Origin of the sequence: Erythrobacter epiphyticus (genome assembly GCF_034653295.1) — a bacterium.
GTDB lineage: Bacteria > Pseudomonadota > Alphaproteobacteria > Sphingomonadales > Sphingomonadaceae > Erythrobacter.
In genome coordinates, this window is record NZ_JAYEEU010000007.1 from 660,767 (window position 1) to 678,966 (window position 18,200).

The following is an 18,200-nucleotide window of genomic DNA, read 5'->3' on the forward strand; positions in this document are numbered from 1 at the left end:
GAGCCGTTCTTGCCACTATGACGACCACTGGCTCCTCAATCATTTCCGCGCTTGGTGCCGGCAGCGGAATCAATTTCACCACGCTGGCCAACGACCTGTCGGCGGCATCCTTTGCCGGCCAACGCCAGGCCATCACCGACCGCAACGCCGCCCTCGAAGCGCGCATTTCCGCCGCGGCCAGCCTGCGCGGTATGGTGACCGCATTGGCAGGCAGTGTCGGCAACCGCGTGCGGGCGGGCGATTTGTCGCCGCGCGCCACGCTGGGCAATCCGGCGCTGGCCAATGTGACCTTCACGCCCGGGTTAACCCCGACCGGCAGTTACACGCTCGAAGTCAGTCAGCTCGCAACCGGGCAACGGCTGGTCATGCCGCCGCTTGGCAATCCAGGTGATCCGGTCGGCGAAGGCAGCCTGACGATCCGTTTCGGCACTATCACCGGTAGCGCTTTTGCCGAAGGCGCAGATCGCCCTGCCCTTACGATCAATGTCGCTGCCGGCGAAACTCTTGAAGCGGTCGCGGCCCGCATCACCAGTGCCAGTGGTGGAGCGGTCACCGCGCAGGTTTTGGCCGGCACTGACGGCGCGCAACTGGTGCTGACCGGACGCGAAGGCGCGGCCAATGCCTTTGTAGTCGAGGCCGCAGGAACCGGCCCGTTGGCATCGCTTGGCTGGGAGCCCGCATCGCCCGGTGCCGTGCAAGTGCCTGCGATGGCCCGCGATGCGCTGTTCAGTTTCAATTCGGTGGCCATGCGCAGCGCCAGCAATACGGTGACCGGCCTGCCGGAAGGCTTGGGCCTCCAACTGAACGCCGCCAATCCGGGCCAGACGACAACGCTGACATTCGCCAACGATGCCAGCGCGATCACCCGTTTGATGGAAGACCTTGTCGAAGCGCTCAATGATGTGGTGGGAGAGGTCAACAGGCTTGGCAATCCGATCGGCGGTGAATTGGGCAATGATCCTGGCCTGCGTTTGCTGCGCAGTGTGCTGGTGCGGCTCAGCAGTGAAGAGGTCATGCCGGGCGCGCAGCCCGGTGAGCCGAATACACTGGCTGATCTGGGGCTGGTGCTCGAGCGTGATGGCACGTTCCGGCTGGATGCGGCCCGGCTCGGGCGTGCGCAGGCCGATGCGCCGCGCGCGGTTGCCGCGATGTTCACCACCGGCGCTTTTGGCGTTTTCAGCACCCTGGATCGGCTGGCCCGCAATGCCACACAGATTGGCGATCCCGGAACGCTGGGCGGCTCGATCACCCGCTTCCAGCGCCAGTTGCAATCCAACGGCGCGCGGCTCGAAAAGATTGCAGAACAGCAGGAAAGCCTGCGCCAACGTCTCAGCCGCAGTTTTGCCGCGAGCGAGCGGCGGGTGGGCGCGTCACAATCAACCCTGACCTTCCTGCGCCAGCAGGTTGACATGTGGAATGCGCAGCGGCGCTAGCGGCAGGATTTCACGATGCAGATGCTTTCGCAAACTCCCACCGCGGCCTATCGCCGCGTCGCGTTGGATGCCCGGATCGAAGGGGCCGCAGGCGCAGCGCTCGCGCGGATCTGTCTCGAAGAAGCCGTCGCTGCGCTCGGGCAGGCGTTGGCCGCGCTGGATCGGCAACCGGCACGCGTGCCGCACGAACCGCTTGCCCGCGCACAGGCCATTGCGGTGTGGCTTGCCGGTTCGGTCGATCCCGCGCATCCGCTGCGCGCCAGTCTGGTGCAATTCTACGGCGGTCAGGCAAGCGCAATCCGCGCCTGCGTCACGGCACCCGATGCCAGCGTGATCGCGCGGGTGCGCGATGACTTTCTCGACCTGCTCGAGGCCGCCTAGCCGATGAACGCCGCGATGATCCGCGCGGCATCCGCCGGGTCTTCGAAGGGGTGGAAATGAGTGCGATCAGGGCGGTGCATATCCGTCCCCTTTGGCAGGATCGCGGCAAGCTGCGGCCAGGTGGGCGAGCCCTTGAAGTCATGGAGATCGCTTTGCAGCGCGCGCACCACCAGCACCGGAATATCCACTTGCCGCGCCGCATCGTGGATGCCGGCATTGCTGCGGCTTGAACCATAGACGCTGGCTTCGACCTCGGGAGCGCAGGCGAGCACCATGCCGCCGGTGCCCGCCGGGTCGGGCCGCAGGCCGTGACGGCAGTAATCCTCGAAGACGCGGCGATCGAACAGGCAATAGGGATCGCGCGTCGCGAAACGGGCGATCATTTCCTCGGCTGAGGCGAAATCGCGCTTGCGACGGCTGGCGGGATGGGGGGTGTCGTCGCGCAAGAGCTGCGTTGCGGGCGCGTAGAATTCGGGCGCGAGGATCACCGGATCGAACAGCACCAGCCTGGCAAAGGCCTGCGGGGCGTCGGCTGCGCATTGCAGCAGGACATGGCCGCCCATCGAATGCCCGATCCCGATTGCGCCCGTGATGTCCAGCGCAGCGAGCAACCCGGCGACATCGCGCACCACCTCGCGCCAATCGGCAATCGGCCCGCCGCCTGATCGGCCATGGCCGCGCAGATCAATCGCCAGCACCCGGTGATGCGGGAAATGCGCGATCACCGCGTCCCACACCCGTGCGTGAAAGCCGGTGGCATGGGCAAAGATCAGGGTGGAGGCAGGGGCACTGCCCGGCACGGCGGGCCAATCGAAGAAAGCCAGATCAATCCCGTTGACGGGAAGGGTGTGGAAAGTGGGCGTGCGCGCATCGGTCATGTCGGCTCGCCTGCGCGGCGGACAAGCCAAGGTCAAGCCGCTTAATGAAGGAGGGGGAGCCCTTGGCGCCCCCTCCCGGAGCAACCTCGTTCAGAACCGTGTGGTCAGCCGGGTCCAGACCCCGCGGCCTGGTCCAGGCAGACGTTCCAGCAAGGCAACATCCGAAGCGCCGACCCGGCTGCGTCCGGCAAGGTGCGGGGCATAGAGTTCATCAAGCAGGTTCTCGATGCCTGCCTCGAGCGCCAGACTGTCGTTTAAGCCATAACGCGCAAACAGACCGACGATGGCAAAGCCTTCGCCGCGCTGTTCGTCATTGGTACGCGAGACCTTGGGCTGATCGGCTGCGGCGAAGAGCTCGGTGCCAAGTGCAAGCCGGCCACTTGTCCAAGTGGCCGACAGACGCAGATTGGCAGGCGGGATGCGGTAGAGATCATCGTCAATGTCGCGTCTCGTCCCCCGCACAAAGCTTGCCGTGCCCGCAAGTTCAAGACGTGCCGAAGGTCGGATCACGAAATCCACATCCGCGCCGTAAAGCTCCGCTGACGTGTTGCGGAACATCAGTGGTGTCGCATCGCCATTGGCGGCGGCGACCATTTCGACAGGGGTGTTCAACACGCCCGGTGTGGTATCGAACGGGGTGCCCTGGATGAAATCTTCAACCCGGCGGTAGAACAGCGTCGGGCGCAGCGTCAGCCAGTCATTACCGAGATCAAGGCCAGCCTCAGCAATATAGGCAACTTCAGGGCGCAGGGACTGATTGCCGACATAGATATTGCCATCGGCCAGCCCAAAGCTCGCTTCGGTCGGGAGCCAGGCAAAGCGTTCGAGCACGCTCGGCACACGGGTCTTGCGGGCCAGTGTGACGCGCGGGGTCACGCTTTCGCCGGGCAACCATGCGCGGATCACGGCATCGACGGTGGTGTCAGTCGCCTCCCGGCCGGATGCGATGAACTGGCTTGCGAGCGTGCGCGGTCCCATGGGCACGGCCGCCCCCAGTTGCGGAATGCCTGCGGTTTGCCGGGTGCGATCAAGCCGGGCGCCAGCCTCGAATTGCAGTCCGCCGGCTTGCCCACGCCATTGCAGATAGGTGCCGACCCGTTCGGCGGTGACATTGGGTTGGGAGTCGATGAAGAAGGCCGGGTTGGTTGGATTGGTGATCGTGACAAAGCGATCGGTAAGCTCGGCATCGGCACCGAGCTCAAGATAGCGCGCTGGCTTGCCGAAACGCAACGCGGCTTCAACCGTCACCGTATCGGCATCGGCAAAGGTGGCGCGGGCTTGTGCGGGCGTCGCGCGCGGCTGGCGCAGCGTCTGGTTGTCCATGAGGTGGCGCACCGCGACATGGCCGAGCCGCAGATTCAGCGAAACATCCTCGGCAATCTCGCCACGGAAGCCGCCCTGCACGAAGTCCGTATCGAAGTAGACCATGTCGAGCGCGAAGGGAGGGTTGCCCGAAGGATCGGTTTCGCTACGGCGATATTCGAGGAAGAGTTCGCCCGTGCCGGTGCGGTAGCCGGCATGGACGCCATAGAGATTACGTTCGAACAAGGTGCCGACAGCCGTGCCGGCTGGAAAGCGGTAATCTTCCCCCTGCTCCCGGCTGGCGATCAGGCCGATGCGCCAGCGATCCGTCGCAAGCGCCGCAAGGCCGCCAGTGGCATAGCTGTTATCCACGCTGCGATACTGGCTGGCGGCACGCAGCTGCGGGGTTGCGGTGGTGCCGGTGGTGAACTGGGCTTCAGCAAGCTGCGCGTTGATGGCACCGCCCAGCGATGGTCCTTCGGCAACAGGTGCCACACCGCGCGCGACATCAATACGTTCAACGAGGATCGCGGGTGCATAATGCAGCGGCGGGTCCATCGCATTCGGCCCGCCCGTCGCAAAGCGCTGGCCATTGACCCGGCCCAGCACACGCTCACCCGCCAGCCCGCGATAGCTGAGTTGGCCAGAGAGTGCGCCATTGCCGAAGATGTCACCGCCCGCGACCCGCGCGGCAATGGCCGCAGCATCGGCGGGCAGGGCAATCTGGCGCGGGGCGGCAATGGCATCGCTGGCGATGTTTTCGCGCAAAGCCTTGCGGGCCGTGACAATAATGGTGTCGGTTAAGGCATCTTCCCGGGTTTGGGGCGTGGCGCCGTGTTCTGCCAGCGCCGGCGGGGCAACGGCAAAGGTGCATCCGGCAAGCAGGCTTGCCCGGAAAGTTCGGGTGAATATCATGATGGATCTTTCCAGAAAATTTGATGAACGGCACAGGCAACCGTAGGCGCGCGGGTGCGCCGAGTGGTTCGCCAGTGCCGGATTGTCAGGCGGTCAGATCGCCATGCGGCGGCGCGCGCAACGGCGGGCGCAGATATGCTGGTGCGACCAGCTGGAGGCGCGCGAAGTGCGCCAGCGGCTCCGGCAGAGTTGCTGAAAATTCCGGGATAACAACATTGTCCGCTATCGGGAGCGCGGCCAGACCAAGGCCGGCAAAGGCGCAGCTCTGCGCAGGCGCGCTCTGGCCCATGGGATCGGGCAACTGAGCCGGATCATCCTGCGGTTCAGCCGCGTGGCCCATCGCCGCGTGATCCATCCCATGGTGACCCATCCCATGGTGATCCATCGCATCAGGATCACGCTCGTGCAGATCACCATGGCCCATCGCGGCATGGAGGGCCGCCTTGTCGGGCGCCTTCGCTGTTCCCAGCGCACGTGCCAGAGGGTGCGTTTCGGGACACAGGATGATCTCCGCGTCATACCCGCCCGTTTGCATGATCATGGTGCCAGCCGGGACAAGTGCGTTCATCCCCAGCGCAGCGAGGACAAACGCCAGAAGCGCATGGCGCTGTTGAGCCAACAGATGACGCAGGGCGTTCATGTTGCGTGGTTTCCTATAAGCGACGCTTCATGCTGTCACGTGCGCGAAAGGCAAGCCCTGTTGCTGAAGGAGCAGAATGGCGGTTATCGCAGGCGTCCTCACGCTCGTCGCATGCCACCGCGCGATGCTGCATCCGGCGGGCGGTTTGGTCGCTTGGCAGGCGAGGCCTAGAACACCACGACGCTGCGGATCGACTTGCCTTCGTGCATCAGGTCGAAGGCGGTGTTGATCTCTTCGAGGCCCATGACGTGGGTGATCATCGGGTCGATTGCGATCTTGCCGGTCATGTACATGTCGACGATCTTGGGCACATCGGTGCGGCCCTTGGCCCCGCCGAACGCTGTGCCGCGCCAGTTGCGTCCGGTGACGAGCTGGAAGGGCCGGGTGGCAATTTCCTTGCCCGCTTCGGCGACCCCGATGATGATCGAGGTGCCCCAGCCGCGGTGGCAGGCTTCCAATGCGGTGCGCATCACTTCGGTGTTGCCGGTGGCATCGAAGGTGTAGTCCGCGCCGCCATCGGTCATTGCGACAATCTTCGCGACCACCTCCTCGCGGCTCATACCTGAAGAGTTGAGGAAGTGCGTCATGCCGAACTGACGGCCCCATTCCTCGCGTGCGGGGTTGATATCGACCCCGACGATCAGGTTCGCCCCCGCCAGCCGCGCGCCCTGAATCACGTTGAGGCCGATCCCGCCGAGGCCGAAGATGACCACGTTGTCGCCCACCTGCACCTTGGCGGTGTTGGTGACCGCGCCGACGCCGGTGGTGACCCCGCAACCGATATAGCAGGCCGATTGGAAGGGCGCGTCCTCGCGGATCTTCGCCACGGCGATTTCAGGCAGCACCGTGAAATTGCTGAAGGTCGAGCAGCCCATGTAGTGGAAGATCGGCTGACCCTTGTAGCTGAAGCGCGTGGTGCCGTCGGGCATCAGCCCCTTGCCCTGCGTCGCGCGGATCGCGGTGCACAGGTTGGTCTTGCCGCTGAGGCACGACTTACACTGGCGGCATTCGGGGGTGTAGAGCGGGATCACGTGATCGCCCGGCTTCACGCTGGTGACGCCTGCGCCGACTTCGCGCACGATCCCGGCGCCTTCATGGCCGAGCACGCTCGGGAAGATACCCTCGCTGTCAAACCCGTCCAAGGTGTAGGCGTCGGTATGGCAGATGCCCGTCGCCATGATCTCGACCAGCACTTCGCCCGCCTTCGGCCCCTCAAGGTCGAGTTCGACGATCTCGAGCGGCTTCTTCGCTTCAAACGCAACGGCGGCGCGGGTCTTCATGGGAAAGTCTCCTGTTCCCCCTGCCTATTCCTGTAGCTTTGCAGATTGGCAAGGGCTCAATCAGCCCAGCGGCAGATCAAGCGCCTCGGCAACGGCGGCATGGCGGATCTTGCCACCCGCGACATTGAGCCCATTGGCAAGATGCGCATCGGCTGCCATCGCCGCTTCGGCCCCGAGATTGGCGAGCTTGAGCACGAAGGGCGCGGTCGCATTGTTGAGCGCGAGCGTCGAGGTGCGCGCCACAGCGCCCGGCATATTGGCGACGCAATAGTGGATCACGCCATCAACCGTGAACACCGGGTCCTGATGCGTGGTGGCATGGCTGGTCTCGAAGCAGCCACCCTGATCGATCGCGATATCGACCACCACCGCGCCGCGCTTCATGCTGGCGATCATCTCGCGCGTCACCAGCTTGGGCGCGGCTGCGCCCGGCACCAGCACCGCGCCGATCACCAGATGCGCCTCGCGCACGGCAGCGGCAATCGCGCTGCGCGAAGCAAAGGCCGTCTTGAGCTGGCTGCCAAAGGCGAGATCGAGCTCGGCCAGGCGGCGGTTCGAAATGTCGAAGATCGTCACATCGGCGCGCAGGCCCACCGCCATCTGCGCGGCATTGACGCCGGCCACCCCGCCGCCGAGGATCACGACCTTGGCCGGGGCCACGCCCGGCACCCCGCCGAGCAGCACGCCGCGTCCGCCCTGATGCTTTTCGAGATAATGCGCGCCGCATTGCACCGACATCCGCCCGGCGACTTCCGACATCGGCTTGAGCAGCGGCAGCGTGCCATCGGATGCGGTCACGGTTTCATAGGCAATGCAGGTCGCGCCCGATGCCATCAACCCTTCGGCCTGCGGCTTGTCGGCGGCAAGGTGAAGATAGGTGAACAGCAAGTGGTGCGGGCGCAGCATGGCGATTTCGCTGGTCTGCGGCTCCTTGACCTTCACGATCATCTCGGCTTCGGCAAAGACCGCACCGGCATCGCCAACGATCCGCGCACCCGCTGCGACATAATCGCTATCGGTGAAATCGATGCCCAGCCCGGCGCCCGCTTGCACCAGCACATCATGCCCGGCAGCCGTCAGTTCGGCGACCAGCGGCGGGGTCAGACCGACCCGGTATTCATTGTTCTTGATTTCGGTAGGAACGCCAACGCGCATGGGAGCCTCTCCATAGCCCGGTAAATTTTTGTGCGCGGCCCTTATCATAAGTTGCGCAGCGATGATAGCTATGAACGCGCGTGCGATCTTCTTCACACGCTTCCCTTATGGGAGAAAGAGCGAATGATGGCGGGCTCGCCGTGGGCGGTCGGCTTAAGGGTCTTTGCAAAGCAGCCCAATTCCTCAATGTTAAATCTAAATTTGGCAATTTTCGGGTAGACGAAGGTATATGAACGCCCCCAAGACCATACTCATCGCCGATGACGAGCCGCTCCTGACAGAGATGCTTGAATTCCGTCTGCGAGCCAAAGGTTACGGAACCACCGTGGCCAGCGATGGGCGCGAGGCGCTTGAAAAATTCGCGTCCGAGCGCCCGAGCGCTGTGGTGCTCGATGCCATGATGCCGGTTCATGATGGCATGGAAGTGCTGCGCCGGATTCGCATGGACGAGCAACACGGTGATGTGCCGGTGATCATGCTCTCGGCGCGGCGCGGCGAGGAAGATATCCTGCGCGCACTGGAAGCGGGCGCATCGGATTACATCGTCAAGCCGTTCCTCCCTGAAGAGCTGATGGTGCGGTTGCAGCGGTTTCTGGCAGGACGCTTATGAAGCCTGTCTTTGCCGATATGGCTGCCTGCCTGTTGTTTCGGCCGCTGCCACAGGTTGGGCAAGATGGGGGCGGGTCGCGACGCTGCGCGCGGCCTGACCGCGGAGCGCGCGGGCATCGGCGAACTGGCTCCCGCAGATCGCGCCGTTTTGTGCGTCGGAACCCCAGCAGCGGAATGGTTAACCGAAGCCTAGCAGGGACAATCAGCCCGCGGCCGGGGCTTCACAGCCCGATGCGACCACAATGGGCTTGGCCGCGCGCCCGGCCGCCATACGGGCATCGTGGCGGTAGAGATCGGGGCGCACGGCAATGGTGCCGTCCGCGACAGGCTGGGCGGTGAAATAAGCGACATAGACCGGCACGGGCTGCGGCAGCGCGACGGTTTCGGTTTGCCCGGTGGCGACCGCCTGATCCACTTGCGCGCGGGTCATCCGCGGGGCGAGCAGGCTGGCAGCAAAGCCGATCGCATCGCCGGTGCGCACACAGCCGTTGCTGAAATCGCGCCGTTCCTTCTCAAACAGCGCACGATTGGGGGTGTCGTGCATCAGAACGCTGTAGGGATTGGCCATCTCCAGCTTCATTTGCCCCAGCACGTTGAAGGGCCCCGGACGCTGGCTCCAGCGCCCATTGGCAAAGACATAGCCCTGATTGGCGGGAAACCGCCCTTTGTGGCGGCGCACGATGCTGGCAGGGATGTGCCACCACGGGTTGAAGGTTACCCCGGTGATGCGCGCGGTAAAGATGGGCGTGGGCGTGGCCGTCTTGCCGACGATCACGGGCCAGGTGCCCGCCGTGTTCCCGCCGCGCCACAGCCGCGCTTCGAAGAAGGGTATGTTGACGAGCACATGATCCGGCCCGAGCGTGCGCGGCAGCCAGCGCCAGCGTTCCATGTTGCGCGCGATGATCGCCTTGCGCTCGGCGTCGGGCTCGGTCGCATAGGCCGCGCGCAGCGCTGCATAATCGGGATGCGCCGGGCGCAGCGCGCGCAGGGCTGCGCCAAAGTCGGCGCTGGCGAGCGCCTGACCGAGCCATGCGCCAAGATCATGATCCGCATCACTGTCGTGGATGTGCCAGCCGGCCTTCCGCGCCGCGGGCGTCGTCCCCAGCAGATGCAGCCGCGCAAGCTGCAAAGCGAGCGCGGTGGCGGCTTCATCGAGCGCTGCACCGGGGCCCGCCGCCAAGGCCGTGTCGAAGGTGCGCAGATCAAGCAATGGCAAGGCATCTTGCGGCGCGGCGACAACCGCGCGGCGTAATTCTTGCGCTTGATCAATCTTCCAGCCAGACGCCTGTGCCGGTGCAAAATTGATCGAAGTCAAGAACGCCGAAACTGTCGCAAACCAGCCCCATTTGGTCATGCTTTTGTGCCTCGCCGTTTGATTCCCACTGGCGACATTCCTAGGTTCCAGCCAACACCAATTCAGGATCGCATACAAATGAATTTGTCCCGACGCGGCTTTATCGGCGCGCTCGGCGTGGGTCTGGCCGGATTGACTGCGCCCGCCGCCTTTGCCTCGGTCCGCACGAGCCCGCCGCCGCGCCTGCTGGCCGCCGCGCAAGCGGCGCTCGATCGCCACGGCGCGATGATCCGCCACCGCGATGTGGTGGGGCTGGTTGATTTCGCCGCGCCTTCGGGCACCCCGCGCTTCCAGATCGTCGATCTCGAGAACGGCCGGACGCTAGCGAACTTGCTGGTGGCGCATGGGCGCGGGTCCGATCCGGGCAATACCGGGTTTCTCCAGCGCTTCTCCAACCATCCAGGATCGCACGCCTCCTCGCCGGGCAGCTATCTGGTGAGCGATACCTATATGGGCAAATATGGCCGCTCGCGGCGGCTCATCGGGCTTGATCCGGATAATGATCGGGCGCTCGCCCGCGCGATCGTGATCCACCGTGCGGATTATGTCTCGCACGGCATGGCCGAGACGTCGGGGCGGGTCGGTCGCAGCCTTGGCTGCTTCACCGTGGCCAATGCCGATATCACCACCGCGCTGGCGATGCTGGGGCCGGGGCGCCTGTTGTTTGCCGCGCGCTAGGCGCGCGCCTCACCCGCCCGTTTCATCCGCCCAGTCATGCTCGCGCAGAGCATCGGCGAGCAGTCCTGCTATTGGCAAATCGCCGCAGGCACTCGCGACCGTATCCGTCGCGCGGATGGTCGCAAGCCCTGCGGCCTCCATCGCGGCAAGATCATCGTGGCTGGCAAGGCAGTGCACGGTGAGCGCATCAATCCGCACAGCGCCCGCCGCGCGCAAGGCCCGCGCCGCTTCGATCAGGGTGCCGCCGCTCGCAACAAGATCGTCAGCATGATGCCCCCTCATCCTGCTGGCACAGGAAGCCATAGCATAGGCGGCAAGGGGATGCTCCGCCAGTTGCGAGCGGTCATGCGCGGGTGCCGGTCCGCGCGGAAGCTTGGCGCGGTGAACGGGGCGCGGCCCACGGCGTTGCGGTGCGTGCGATCGCGATCGCGCCGCGATAGGGCACGCAGAGCGCTTTGGCCTGTTCCGGGCTGGTGTCGAGCCACGCCTGCCAGTCTTGTCGTGCAAGGATCACCGGCATGCGGGTGTGGCAGGTCGCGGCCGCGCCCGCCGCGTCGGTCATGATCATCGCATAGCTATCGCCCCATGGCGCGGTGGGCTGCCAGATCCCGGCACAGGCAAAGACCGGCTGATCGGGCAGGCTCAGCCACGTGCGGGTCTTGGCGCCTTGCGGCCCTTCGGCTTCGGCCCATGCGGTGAGCGGGATCAGGCAGCGGCGGCTTGCGAAGCTGGCGCGCCAGAAGGCGCTGTCGAGCTTGTCGGAACGGGCATTGTTGACCGGCTTGGGCTTCAATGGCTGGCCTTGCTTGCCCGTCAGCGCGAGCGGAAAGCCCCAGACCATCGATCGCACCTGCCCTGCGGCGATCACGATCCCCGGAGAGCCTGGATAGGTCTCTGCCGGGAGATTGACACCTGTCGGCGCGCTGGCTGCATCAAACAGCGCGCTGATCTCCGCTAGCGGAACCGACAGGCGATAAAGATTACACATTGGCCGACTATAAGCAGAGCGTCCCTGTCACGCCATGGCTGCGCGGGAGTCGCGGGTGGTGCGGGCTCGGGCCAAGATTGTTGTCAGAATTGTCACGCTTATGACATGAAACTGCCATAGGCGCCACCGCGCCGGGCGCTCCCGTCCGGACACACTGCTAAAGGCGCTTTGCTATGCCGTCCCCGCTGGGTCATCGTACTGCCAGACTTGTTGCCGCCGCGCTGCTGGCCGGGGTGAGCGCACCAGCGCTGGCGCAGGCAGCCCCGGCAGGCACGCCGGCCGATCAGGCGGCCACCATCGCCGATTTGCAGCGCCAGATCGATGAACTGAAAGCCATGGTCACGGCCTTGCAGGCGAACCGGGCGCCGGATGGTGCAGCGGTCACCGCGCCGACGCCTGATGCCATGGCGCAGGCGCCAACTGTTGCGACCCCGCAAGCCACGCAACCGGGCTTGGCGGATGCCGCACCGCCGACCACGGCGACGCCCGCTCTGGCAAGTGCCGGTCAGGATGTGATCGCCCGCCGCGCCCGGTTGGGCGAACCGCCCGAAGTGTTGGTGCCTCCGCGCGCGGGCAAGCCGTGGTATGAAAAGCTAGTCCTGCGCGGCTACACCCAATTGCGATTCAACCAGATCGTTTCGGGCGATGCGGCAGCACCCGCCGGTGTTTCACGCCTGCGCTCGATCCACGACAGCGGCATCAATGATGATAGCAATTTCACCTTCCGCCGTTTGCGTTTGGTGCTTCAAGGCGACCTGAATGATCACGTGTCGCTTTATTTCCAGCCCGATTTCGCGGCGGCCGTTTCCAACCAGTCGGTCGGCGAGCGGCGCGAGGGTGCGGTCTCACTGCGCGACATGTATGCCGACGTCTTCCCGTTCGGGGACAAGAGCTTCCGCATCCGGCTTGGCCAGTCAAAGGTGCCCTATGGCTGGGAGAACATGCAATCTTCGTCCAACCGTCTGGCGCTTGACCGTACCGATGCGATCAACAGCGCCGCGTCGGGCGAGCGCGATCTCGGGATCGTTGCCTACTACACCCCGCCCAAGGTGCAGGCGATCTGGAACCGGCTGGCAAAGGATGGGCAGAAGCTGTTCGGCAATTACGGGGCCTTCGGCTTCGGCGCCTTCAACGGGCAGGGGCTGAACCGCACCGAAGCCGACGACAATGTCATGCTGGTGGGCCTCGCGACGTGGCCCTTCGAACTCGACGGGCTGGGCCTTGATGGGCAGGTGTTCGAGATCGGCGGATCGGTGATGCGCAACAAGATCCGCCCGGAAATCCGCACGGGCGGGCTCAGCCCCACCGGCTTCAAGGACGAGCGCGTTCTGGTGCATGCCATGCTCTACCCGCAGCCTTTCGGGGTGCAGGCGGAATGGAACTGGGGCACCGGCCCCGAATTCGTGCCCGCGAGCGGCCGGATCGAGGAACGCCCGCTCAATGGCGGCTATGTGCAGGTGCTCGGCAAGATCGACGAAACGCCGATCGGTCCGATCTTCCCCTTCGCCCGTTGGCAATATTATCGCGGCGGCTTCAAGGCCGCGATCAATGCGCCGCGGCTTGAGACCGAAGAGCTGGAGCTTGGCATTGAATTTCTGCCGACCCCGCCGCTGGAGATCACCGTCACCTATGGCTGGGCCTCGCGCAAGGAAGCCGACGAGCGCCGTTTGGGGCAGGCTGAAGGACAATTGCTGCGGGTGCAGGCACAATGGAACTATTGACGGCTGACGTCTAAGCTCTGGCGGGAACAGGCCCGTCGGGCTGGCCGTGGGTTGCTTCGGCGTGCACGCGCCGCAGCACCAGCAGAAACAGCCCGATCAGCACCAGCGGCATCAGCGGAATTCCGACATTGATCGCAAGCGGGCGGGCGAACACGCCCGCGGCGAAGGTCGTCGCGATTGTGATCCGCTCCCAATCCTGAAAACCGTGCCTGCGCGCCTGTGAGAACAGGTAGGCAAGCGGGAAGGCAGTCAGCAGCAGATCGTAATCAAGCACAAACGGCGTGGCGAGCGGTGCACCGGCGAGCACCAGTGCGGCGAGTCCCGGCGAGAACGGCTTGCGCCATGCGACTGCTCCGACTGCTCCGGCCACGGCGAGGGCGAGTGCCACCTGTGCGACAAAGGCAGGCGTGCTGGCTACACCCAGCAGGCGCAGCCCGGCAAACAGGCTGACCATCTTGGCAAATCCGATCGTGCCATTGTCTGTGGCTTCGCCGGCGGCGCTCGTCACCGCCAGCCAATCGCTCCACACCTGTGGGCCAAACGCCAGCGCTGCAAGGCCCGCGAGCGCGATGGCCGCCCCGCCCGCGGCGATAATCGTCCGCCAGCTTGCCGTGGCCAGCAAAGCCACTGGCACCAGCAGGCCGAACTGCGGCTTGATCGTGGCAAGCCCGATCAGCAGGCCCGCGAGCCAGGGGCGTTCGCGCACGACCAGCAGCCCGCCGCCAAGCAGGGCTGCCACCAGAAATGACGTCTGCCCGTGGGTCATGGTGGCGAAGACTGGCGGGAACGCGATCAGCAGCACCAGTGCCGGCCCCTTCAGGCCGAGCGTGCCAAACCACGCCCTGACAGCGGCGATCCAGCTTGCGCCGGTCACCACCAGCCATGCGAACAGCGCCGGGAAATAGGGCAGGAGGCCGAGCGGCCAGACCATCGGCAGGAAATTCGGCGGATAGAAAAACGCGGTGAATTCGCCGGGTACGGCATGCAATGCCCGCTGGGCGGCGATGTGGGCCTGAATGTCGTAAACGTTCGCGCCGCCGTGCAGCATCTGGCCCGCGCTCCAGAAGCTGATGAAATCCGTGCCGAGGAGAAATCCGTTGCGATCGATCCCGCCGCGCGAGGTCAGCAGCAGAAAGGCCAGCCCCGCGCTGATCGTCAGCGCGAGAATGAACAGATAGGCGCGCGCCCGTTCTGGCCCAAGCCATTCTGCCTTGCGAAGAAGATTCCAGTTCATCCGTCTTGCCCCTGCCCTGCGTCGCTGCATCATGGCTGACGCAGGATTAGGCAAGCCCTGCGCGCGCGGAAAGGCGATACGAAGGCTTGTGGACAGGCAGCCCGCGTGCCCCGCCACAAGCATTTTGCAAACCCTATTTTCGCACCGCCGGTGAAAATTCGTAAGTAGATGCGAGACTCCAGCGAAAAAATATGAGACTTTTGATTTGGGGGCTGAGTCAAAAAAGGGGAAAACTCATGAGTAAAATGCGTTATCTAACTAGCGCCGGACTGATCGGTTTGGCGGCGCAGGCATGGGCTGTTCCATTGCAAGCGGCCGAAGTTGAAGAGGGTTCGCGCGAAGATATTGCTCTTGAGGCACAAGGAACTTTCCAAGGATTTACAGATAATTCGCAGATCATGGCTGTTACGGCGCCCGATGTGTCCGTGCTGCCCGATTTCATGGTGCGCCGCACCCTGGATGCCGTCCCGGTTCGACCAACCCCCGAACTGCTCATGCGCGATGATGTCGGCGTCAATTTCGGCGATCCGACAAATTCGCAGCCCGCGGTTGTCCAGCTTTTTGTCCAGGACAACCAGACAGGCGGCGTCTTTCTCAATTGTACCGGCACCTTGATCAATCCGCGCACGGTGCTTTCCGCGGCGCATTGCTTCAACAGCCGCTCCTCCGAAGCCTATGGCTTGCCCGGGCAGACGCCCTTCTCGTTGCTCGTTGCGACGGGGCCGAACACGCAGGCGAGCGTGTTCAATTATATCCGGACAGGGGCACGCTACAGTCAGGGCGGGGTGGCGACGAGCACCGATGTCGTGATCCATCCGACCGCGAATCTGGACAATGGCGGCCTGCCCTTCCCCTGGGCGGATGTGGCTTTCGTGGCGCTCGATGAGCCGATCACCGATGCCGGGGCGATGCCGTTGCTGCTGTCGCCGCTTACCGAACTCACGCGCGTCATTCAGGTCGGCTATGGCACCAATGGCACGGGCAGCGGAACGGCTGCGCCCGGTTCGAGCTTCCTGCGCCGGGTTGGCGAGAACCGCCTCGGCCTGATTGGCAGCTTGGGCGATTTCATCGACGGGGTGTTCCCCGATTTCGCCCCTTCGACCCAGGTTCTCGGGTTTGAGTCGCAAGCGTTCTATTGGACGGATTTCGACAACCCGGATCGAACCCCAGAACAACAGGCGGGCTGCGACTTCACTGGCAGCAATATCAGCTGCAACAGCATTGATGCCGTGCTGGCGATTGATTTCTTCGATGATGATGCGCTGCCGCTCGAATCGGGCACGGCGCCCGGCGATTCCGGCTCGCCGCTGATTATTGCAGACAAGTATGCGTTCCCCGTGATCGCTGGCGTGCTTTCGGGCGGCTTCGATTTCTTCGGGCTCGGCGGAGTCTATAGTGATGTAAGCTTCTACAACCCGCTTTATCCTTTCTTCCAGTTCATTACCGAAAACACGCCCTACAAATATGTTGCGGCCAAGCGGGGGAATGGCGACTGGTCTGACCCCAATCACTGGACGCAGGAACTCGATCCGGGCTTCTTCATCGATGATGGCAATGGCAATCTGGTGAACGGCATTCCCGCCGGGGCTGAACCGGGCATCCTCGAAAGCGGTCCCAAGCTCGGCACGGTGCTGGGCACGGACATTTCCGGGAATACGGGCGCACCAACGCCGGGGTTCGAGAATTTCGATACCAGCCTGCCGAAATCCTCGGCGCTGCTCGGGCCGGGTTCGACCGGGTTTGTCCCCAACAACACCGATGGCACCCCGGGCACAGCCTTTGCCGCACCGGCGCAATATTTTGACGTGATGCTCAATCGGCCCGGTCGCACAACGGTCGATATCAATGTCGAGATCGATAAGCTCGCGCTGGATAACTGGCTCGCCAAATTCGTGCTGCCTCGCGGGCAGACCTTCACAACGATCATCGGCTATGAACAGTTCAGTGGCCGGGCGCAGATTGATGGCCAGTTCAATGCCGGGCTGGTCGCGCTGTTCGGCGGCCTCACCGAAGGCGAAGGCACGATTGCGAGCGAGGCGGTGTTCAACTTCGGCGCGGGGATCGCCCCGGGCGGGTTGTTCAATGTCGGCACGCTCACCATTGATGGCGACTATATCCAGCTGGCCGACGGCGCGCTGGTGATTGACGCCAGCAAGCGGCGCCAGACCATCACCAGCGATCTGCTGGCGATTACCGGCGACGCGAGCCTTGCGGGCAACCTGCTGATTACGGGAACCGGCAATATCCGGTTTGGCGATACCTTTACGGTGCTGAACGCGAACTCGGTAGCCGGGGCCTTTGACAACACGGTTCTGCTGACCCTGTCGCCGCTGCTCTTAGCCAAGTCGCGGACCGAGGGCGGCGAAGTGATTGTCGATATCACCGCGCGCCGCTTGGCCGATTTGTTTGCAGGGCGCAGCGGCAATCTGCAATCGCTCGGCGCGGCGCTTGACGCGCTGCGGTTCGGGGGGCGCTACACCCAGTTTGCGGGCCTGTTCAATATCATCGACGCGGCCGGGTTTGAATCCTTCGTGCCGACCCTGTTCTCGCTTACCCCGGTGAGCGCGTTCAATCAGACGATGATCGCGACCAACTTCTCGCAGCGCTTCACCGGCCAGCTTTCGCAGCGCACCTTGTCGTTGCATGGCGGCAACAAGGCGGCAGCCGGGTTCTCGGCCGCGGGCGGTGCGGTTGCGGGCATTGCCCAGACCAACGCCACCGAACCGGGCAAGATGGGCTTCTTCGGGACGGTGAGCGGCAGCTTCCTTGTCAGCGCGCAGGAGCGCAATTCCGGCATGAATGCGCTGGAAGAAGCGGCCTTCACGCAGGCCGGGGAGCTGACCCTGGGTGCCGATATGCGCCTGTCGCAAGACCTCACGGTCGGGTTCGCGATGACCAGCATCCGCAACGGCATGGCCATGGCCGGATCGCAGCCGCGGGCAGACGATACCAGCGTCTCGGGCGCGGCCTATGCTGCGATGCGGATGGGCCGGGGCTTCAGCGACATGTATGTCGGGTTCTCGCGCCAGAACTTTGCGCTGTCGCGCGCCGCGCAGGGGGATTTTCGCTCGGCCTTCGACATGGTGCAGGGCGATGCGGATGGCATGCAGAGCTTTGCCGGCTTGCGTCTGGGCTATGCGTTCCGCATTTTGCCGGGGCTGGAAGCCGGCCCGGTGGCCAGCATCGACTACGTGCGCAACGACCTCGGCGGCTATTCAGAGTTCGGAGCCGGCAATTTCAGCCTGACCGTGCTTGAGCGGTCGTTCACCTCGGTCGGCAGCAAGGCCGGTGTGATGGCATCGCTGAACACCGGGATCGGGCGTCGCGGCCGCTTGAGCGCCTTCGGTTCGGTCGCCTATGCCCGCGAACTGGCTGACACCAGCGATGCGGTCACGGCGTTCTTCGCCGGTGCTGCTGATGTGCCCTTCACCATTGTCAGTGCGCTCGAACCGGACTGGGTGTCCGCCACGCTCGGGGCGGACCTTTCCCTCGGCAAGCGCTTCGGTGTCGGGGTCTCCGGTCACTCCGACTTCGGCCGCGGGGTCCTGACCAACAATCAGGCGCGCTTCAACCTGAACTGGAAGTTCTGATTGCTGCTTTGGCGATGGCGGCTGTGATCACAACGCGAAACC

The 18,200-nt window shown here is 64.4% G+C and carries 15 protein-coding genes; 6 read left to right on the forward strand and 9 right to left on the reverse strand.

Translation table 11 applies throughout. From position 1 onward, the window contains the following. Nucleotides 1–17: 17 nt before the first annotated feature. Entirely contained in the window at nucleotides 18–1,433 is a 1,416-nt protein-coding gene (fliD, locus tag SOQ14_RS08735; RefSeq protein WP_322897686.1) for a flagellar filament capping protein FliD, read from the forward strand. A gap of 15 nt (nucleotides 1,434–1,448) precedes the next feature. Beyond that, entirely contained in the window at nucleotides 1,449–1,814 is a 366-nt protein-coding gene (locus tag SOQ14_RS08740; protein ID WP_322897687.1) for a hypothetical protein, read from the forward strand. Here SOQ14_RS08740 and SOQ14_RS08745 read toward each other — a convergent pair. From SOQ14_RS08745 to ald, 5 genes are all read right to left on the reverse strand, one after another. Then, nucleotides 1,811–2,692: an alpha/beta fold hydrolase gene (locus SOQ14_RS08745; protein ID WP_322897688.1), complete on the reverse strand. Its 882-nt coding sequence runs from the start codon at nucleotides 2,690–2,692 to the stop codon at nucleotides 1,811–1,813. The two genes, SOQ14_RS08740 and SOQ14_RS08745, sit on opposite strands and share 4 nt — an antisense overlap. 90 nt (nucleotides 2,693–2,782) lie before the next feature. Continuing rightward, complete coding sequence (locus SOQ14_RS08750; protein ID WP_322897689.1) at nucleotides 2,783–4,909, reverse strand: TonB-dependent receptor; 2,127 nt, start codon at nucleotides 4,907–4,909, stop codon at nucleotides 2,783–2,785. Between the two features lie 85 nt (nucleotides 4,910–4,994). Continuing rightward, nucleotides 4,995–5,477, reverse strand: coding sequence for a hypothetical protein (locus SOQ14_RS08755; protein WP_322897690.1), 483 nt, complete (start codon nucleotides 5,475–5,477; stop codon nucleotides 4,995–4,997). Nucleotides 5,478–5,716: 239 nt separating this feature from the next. Further along, entirely contained in the window at nucleotides 5,717–6,829 is a 1,113-nt protein-coding gene (locus tag SOQ14_RS08760; protein ID WP_322897691.1) for an S-(hydroxymethyl)glutathione dehydrogenase/class III alcohol dehydrogenase, read from the reverse strand. Nucleotides 6,830–6,889: 60 nt separating this feature from the next. Beyond that, entirely contained in the window at nucleotides 6,890–7,984 is a 1,095-nt protein-coding gene (gene ald, locus SOQ14_RS08765) for an alanine dehydrogenase (protein WP_322897692.1), read from the reverse strand. Between the two features lie 229 nt (nucleotides 7,985–8,213). Between ald and SOQ14_RS08770 the strand changes: the two genes are divergently transcribed. Continuing rightward, nucleotides 8,214–8,594, forward strand: coding sequence for a response regulator transcription factor (locus SOQ14_RS08770; RefSeq protein WP_322897693.1), 381 nt, complete (start codon nucleotides 8,214–8,216; stop codon nucleotides 8,592–8,594). 201 nt (nucleotides 8,595–8,795) lie between these two features. Here SOQ14_RS08770 and SOQ14_RS08775 read toward each other — a convergent pair whose 3' ends face one another. Next, entirely contained in the window at nucleotides 8,796–9,947 is a 1,152-nt protein-coding gene (locus SOQ14_RS08775; RefSeq protein ID WP_322897694.1) for a L,D-transpeptidase family protein, read from the reverse strand. 78 nt (nucleotides 9,948–10,025) lie between these two features. Here SOQ14_RS08775 and SOQ14_RS08780 point away from each other — a divergent pair, with 78 nt between their 5' ends. Further along, nucleotides 10,026–10,625 (forward strand): murein L,D-transpeptidase catalytic domain family protein, encoded by a 600-nt coding sequence (locus SOQ14_RS08780; RefSeq protein WP_322897695.1) that lies wholly within the window; start codon nucleotides 10,026–10,028, stop codon nucleotides 10,623–10,625. A gap of 9 nt (nucleotides 10,626–10,634) precedes the next feature. Here the strand turns inward: SOQ14_RS08780 and SOQ14_RS08785 are convergent, their stop codons facing one another. Both SOQ14_RS08785 and SOQ14_RS08790 read right to left on the reverse strand, forming a co-directional pair. After that, complete coding sequence (locus SOQ14_RS08785; protein ID WP_322897696.1) at nucleotides 10,635–10,907, reverse strand: phosphoribosyltransferase family protein; 273 nt, start codon at nucleotides 10,905–10,907, stop codon at nucleotides 10,635–10,637. 61 nt (nucleotides 10,908–10,968) lie between these two features. Then, nucleotides 10,969–11,613, reverse strand: a complete 645-nt coding sequence (locus SOQ14_RS08790; protein ID WP_322897697.1) for an SOS response-associated peptidase — start codon at nucleotides 11,611–11,613, stop codon at nucleotides 10,969–10,971. Between the two features lie 173 nt (nucleotides 11,614–11,786). On the opposite strand from SOQ14_RS08790, the gene SOQ14_RS08795 reads away from it, so the two are divergent. Then, on the forward strand, nucleotides 11,787–13,334 hold the full coding sequence (locus tag SOQ14_RS08795) for a porin (RefSeq protein WP_322897698.1): 1,548 nt from the start codon (nucleotides 11,787–11,789) through the stop codon (nucleotides 13,332–13,334). A gap of 10 nt (nucleotides 13,335–13,344) precedes the next feature. Here SOQ14_RS08795 and SOQ14_RS08800 read toward each other — a convergent pair whose 3' ends face one another. Beyond that, nucleotides 13,345–14,568, reverse strand: coding sequence for a glycosyltransferase family 87 protein (locus tag SOQ14_RS08800; protein ID WP_322897699.1), 1,224 nt, complete (start codon nucleotides 14,566–14,568; stop codon nucleotides 13,345–13,347). Between the two features lie 398 nt (nucleotides 14,569–14,966). On the opposite strand from SOQ14_RS08800, the gene SOQ14_RS08805 reads away from it, so the two are divergent. Then, on the forward strand, nucleotides 14,967–18,158 hold the full coding sequence (locus SOQ14_RS08805; protein ID WP_322897700.1) for an autotransporter domain-containing protein: 3,192 nt from the start codon (nucleotides 14,967–14,969) through the stop codon (nucleotides 18,156–18,158). Nucleotides 18,159–18,200 lie beyond the last annotated feature (42 nt).

What these genes read in the sequence shown, in the direction of transcription:
- fliD (WP_322897686.1), top strand. Translation starts at nt 18, where the DNA reads ATGACGACCACTGGCTCCTCAATCATTTCCGCGCTTGGTGCCGGCAGC.
- SOQ14_RS08740 (WP_322897687.1), top strand. Translation starts at nt 1,449, where the DNA reads ATGCAGATGCTTTCGCAAACTCCCACCGCGGCCTATCGCCGCGTCGCG.
- SOQ14_RS08745 (WP_322897688.1), bottom strand. Translation starts at nt 2,692, where the DNA reads ATGACCGATGCGCGCACGCCCACTTTCCACACCCTTCCCGTCAACGGG.
- SOQ14_RS08750 (WP_322897689.1), bottom strand. Translation starts at nt 4,909, where the DNA reads ATGATATTCACCCGAACTTTCCGGGCAAGCCTGCTTGCCGGATGCACC.
- SOQ14_RS08755 (WP_322897690.1), bottom strand. Translation starts at nt 5,477, where the DNA reads ATGAACGCACTTGTCCCGGCTGGCACCATGATCATGCAAACGGGCGGG.
- SOQ14_RS08760 (WP_322897691.1), bottom strand. Translation starts at nt 6,829, where the DNA reads ATGAAGACCCGCGCCGCCGTTGCGTTTGAAGCGAAGAAGCCGCTCGAG.
- ald (WP_322897692.1), bottom strand. Translation starts at nt 7,984, where the DNA reads ATGCGCGTTGGCGTTCCTACCGAAATCAAGAACAATGAATACCGGGTC.
- SOQ14_RS08770 (WP_322897693.1), top strand. Translation starts at nt 8,214, where the DNA reads ATGAACGCCCCCAAGACCATACTCATCGCCGATGACGAGCCGCTCCTG.
- SOQ14_RS08775 (WP_322897694.1), bottom strand. Translation starts at nt 9,947, where the DNA reads ATGACCAAATGGGGCTGGTTTGCGACAGTTTCGGCGTTCTTGACTTCG.
- SOQ14_RS08780 (WP_322897695.1), top strand. Translation starts at nt 10,026, where the DNA reads ATGAATTTGTCCCGACGCGGCTTTATCGGCGCGCTCGGCGTGGGTCTG.
- SOQ14_RS08785 (WP_322897696.1), bottom strand. Translation starts at nt 10,907, where the DNA reads ATGAGGGGGCATCATGCTGACGATCTTGTTGCGAGCGGCGGCACCCTG.
- SOQ14_RS08790 (WP_322897697.1), bottom strand. Translation starts at nt 11,613, where the DNA reads ATGTGTAATCTTTATCGCCTGTCGGTTCCGCTAGCGGAGATCAGCGCG.
- SOQ14_RS08795 (WP_322897698.1), top strand. Translation starts at nt 11,787, where the DNA reads ATGCCGTCCCCGCTGGGTCATCGTACTGCCAGACTTGTTGCCGCCGCG.
- SOQ14_RS08800 (WP_322897699.1), bottom strand. Translation starts at nt 14,568, where the DNA reads ATGAACTGGAATCTTCTTCGCAAGGCAGAATGGCTTGGGCCAGAACGG.
- SOQ14_RS08805 (WP_322897700.1), top strand. Translation starts at nt 14,967, where the DNA reads ATGGCTGTTACGGCGCCCGATGTGTCCGTGCTGCCCGATTTCATGGTG.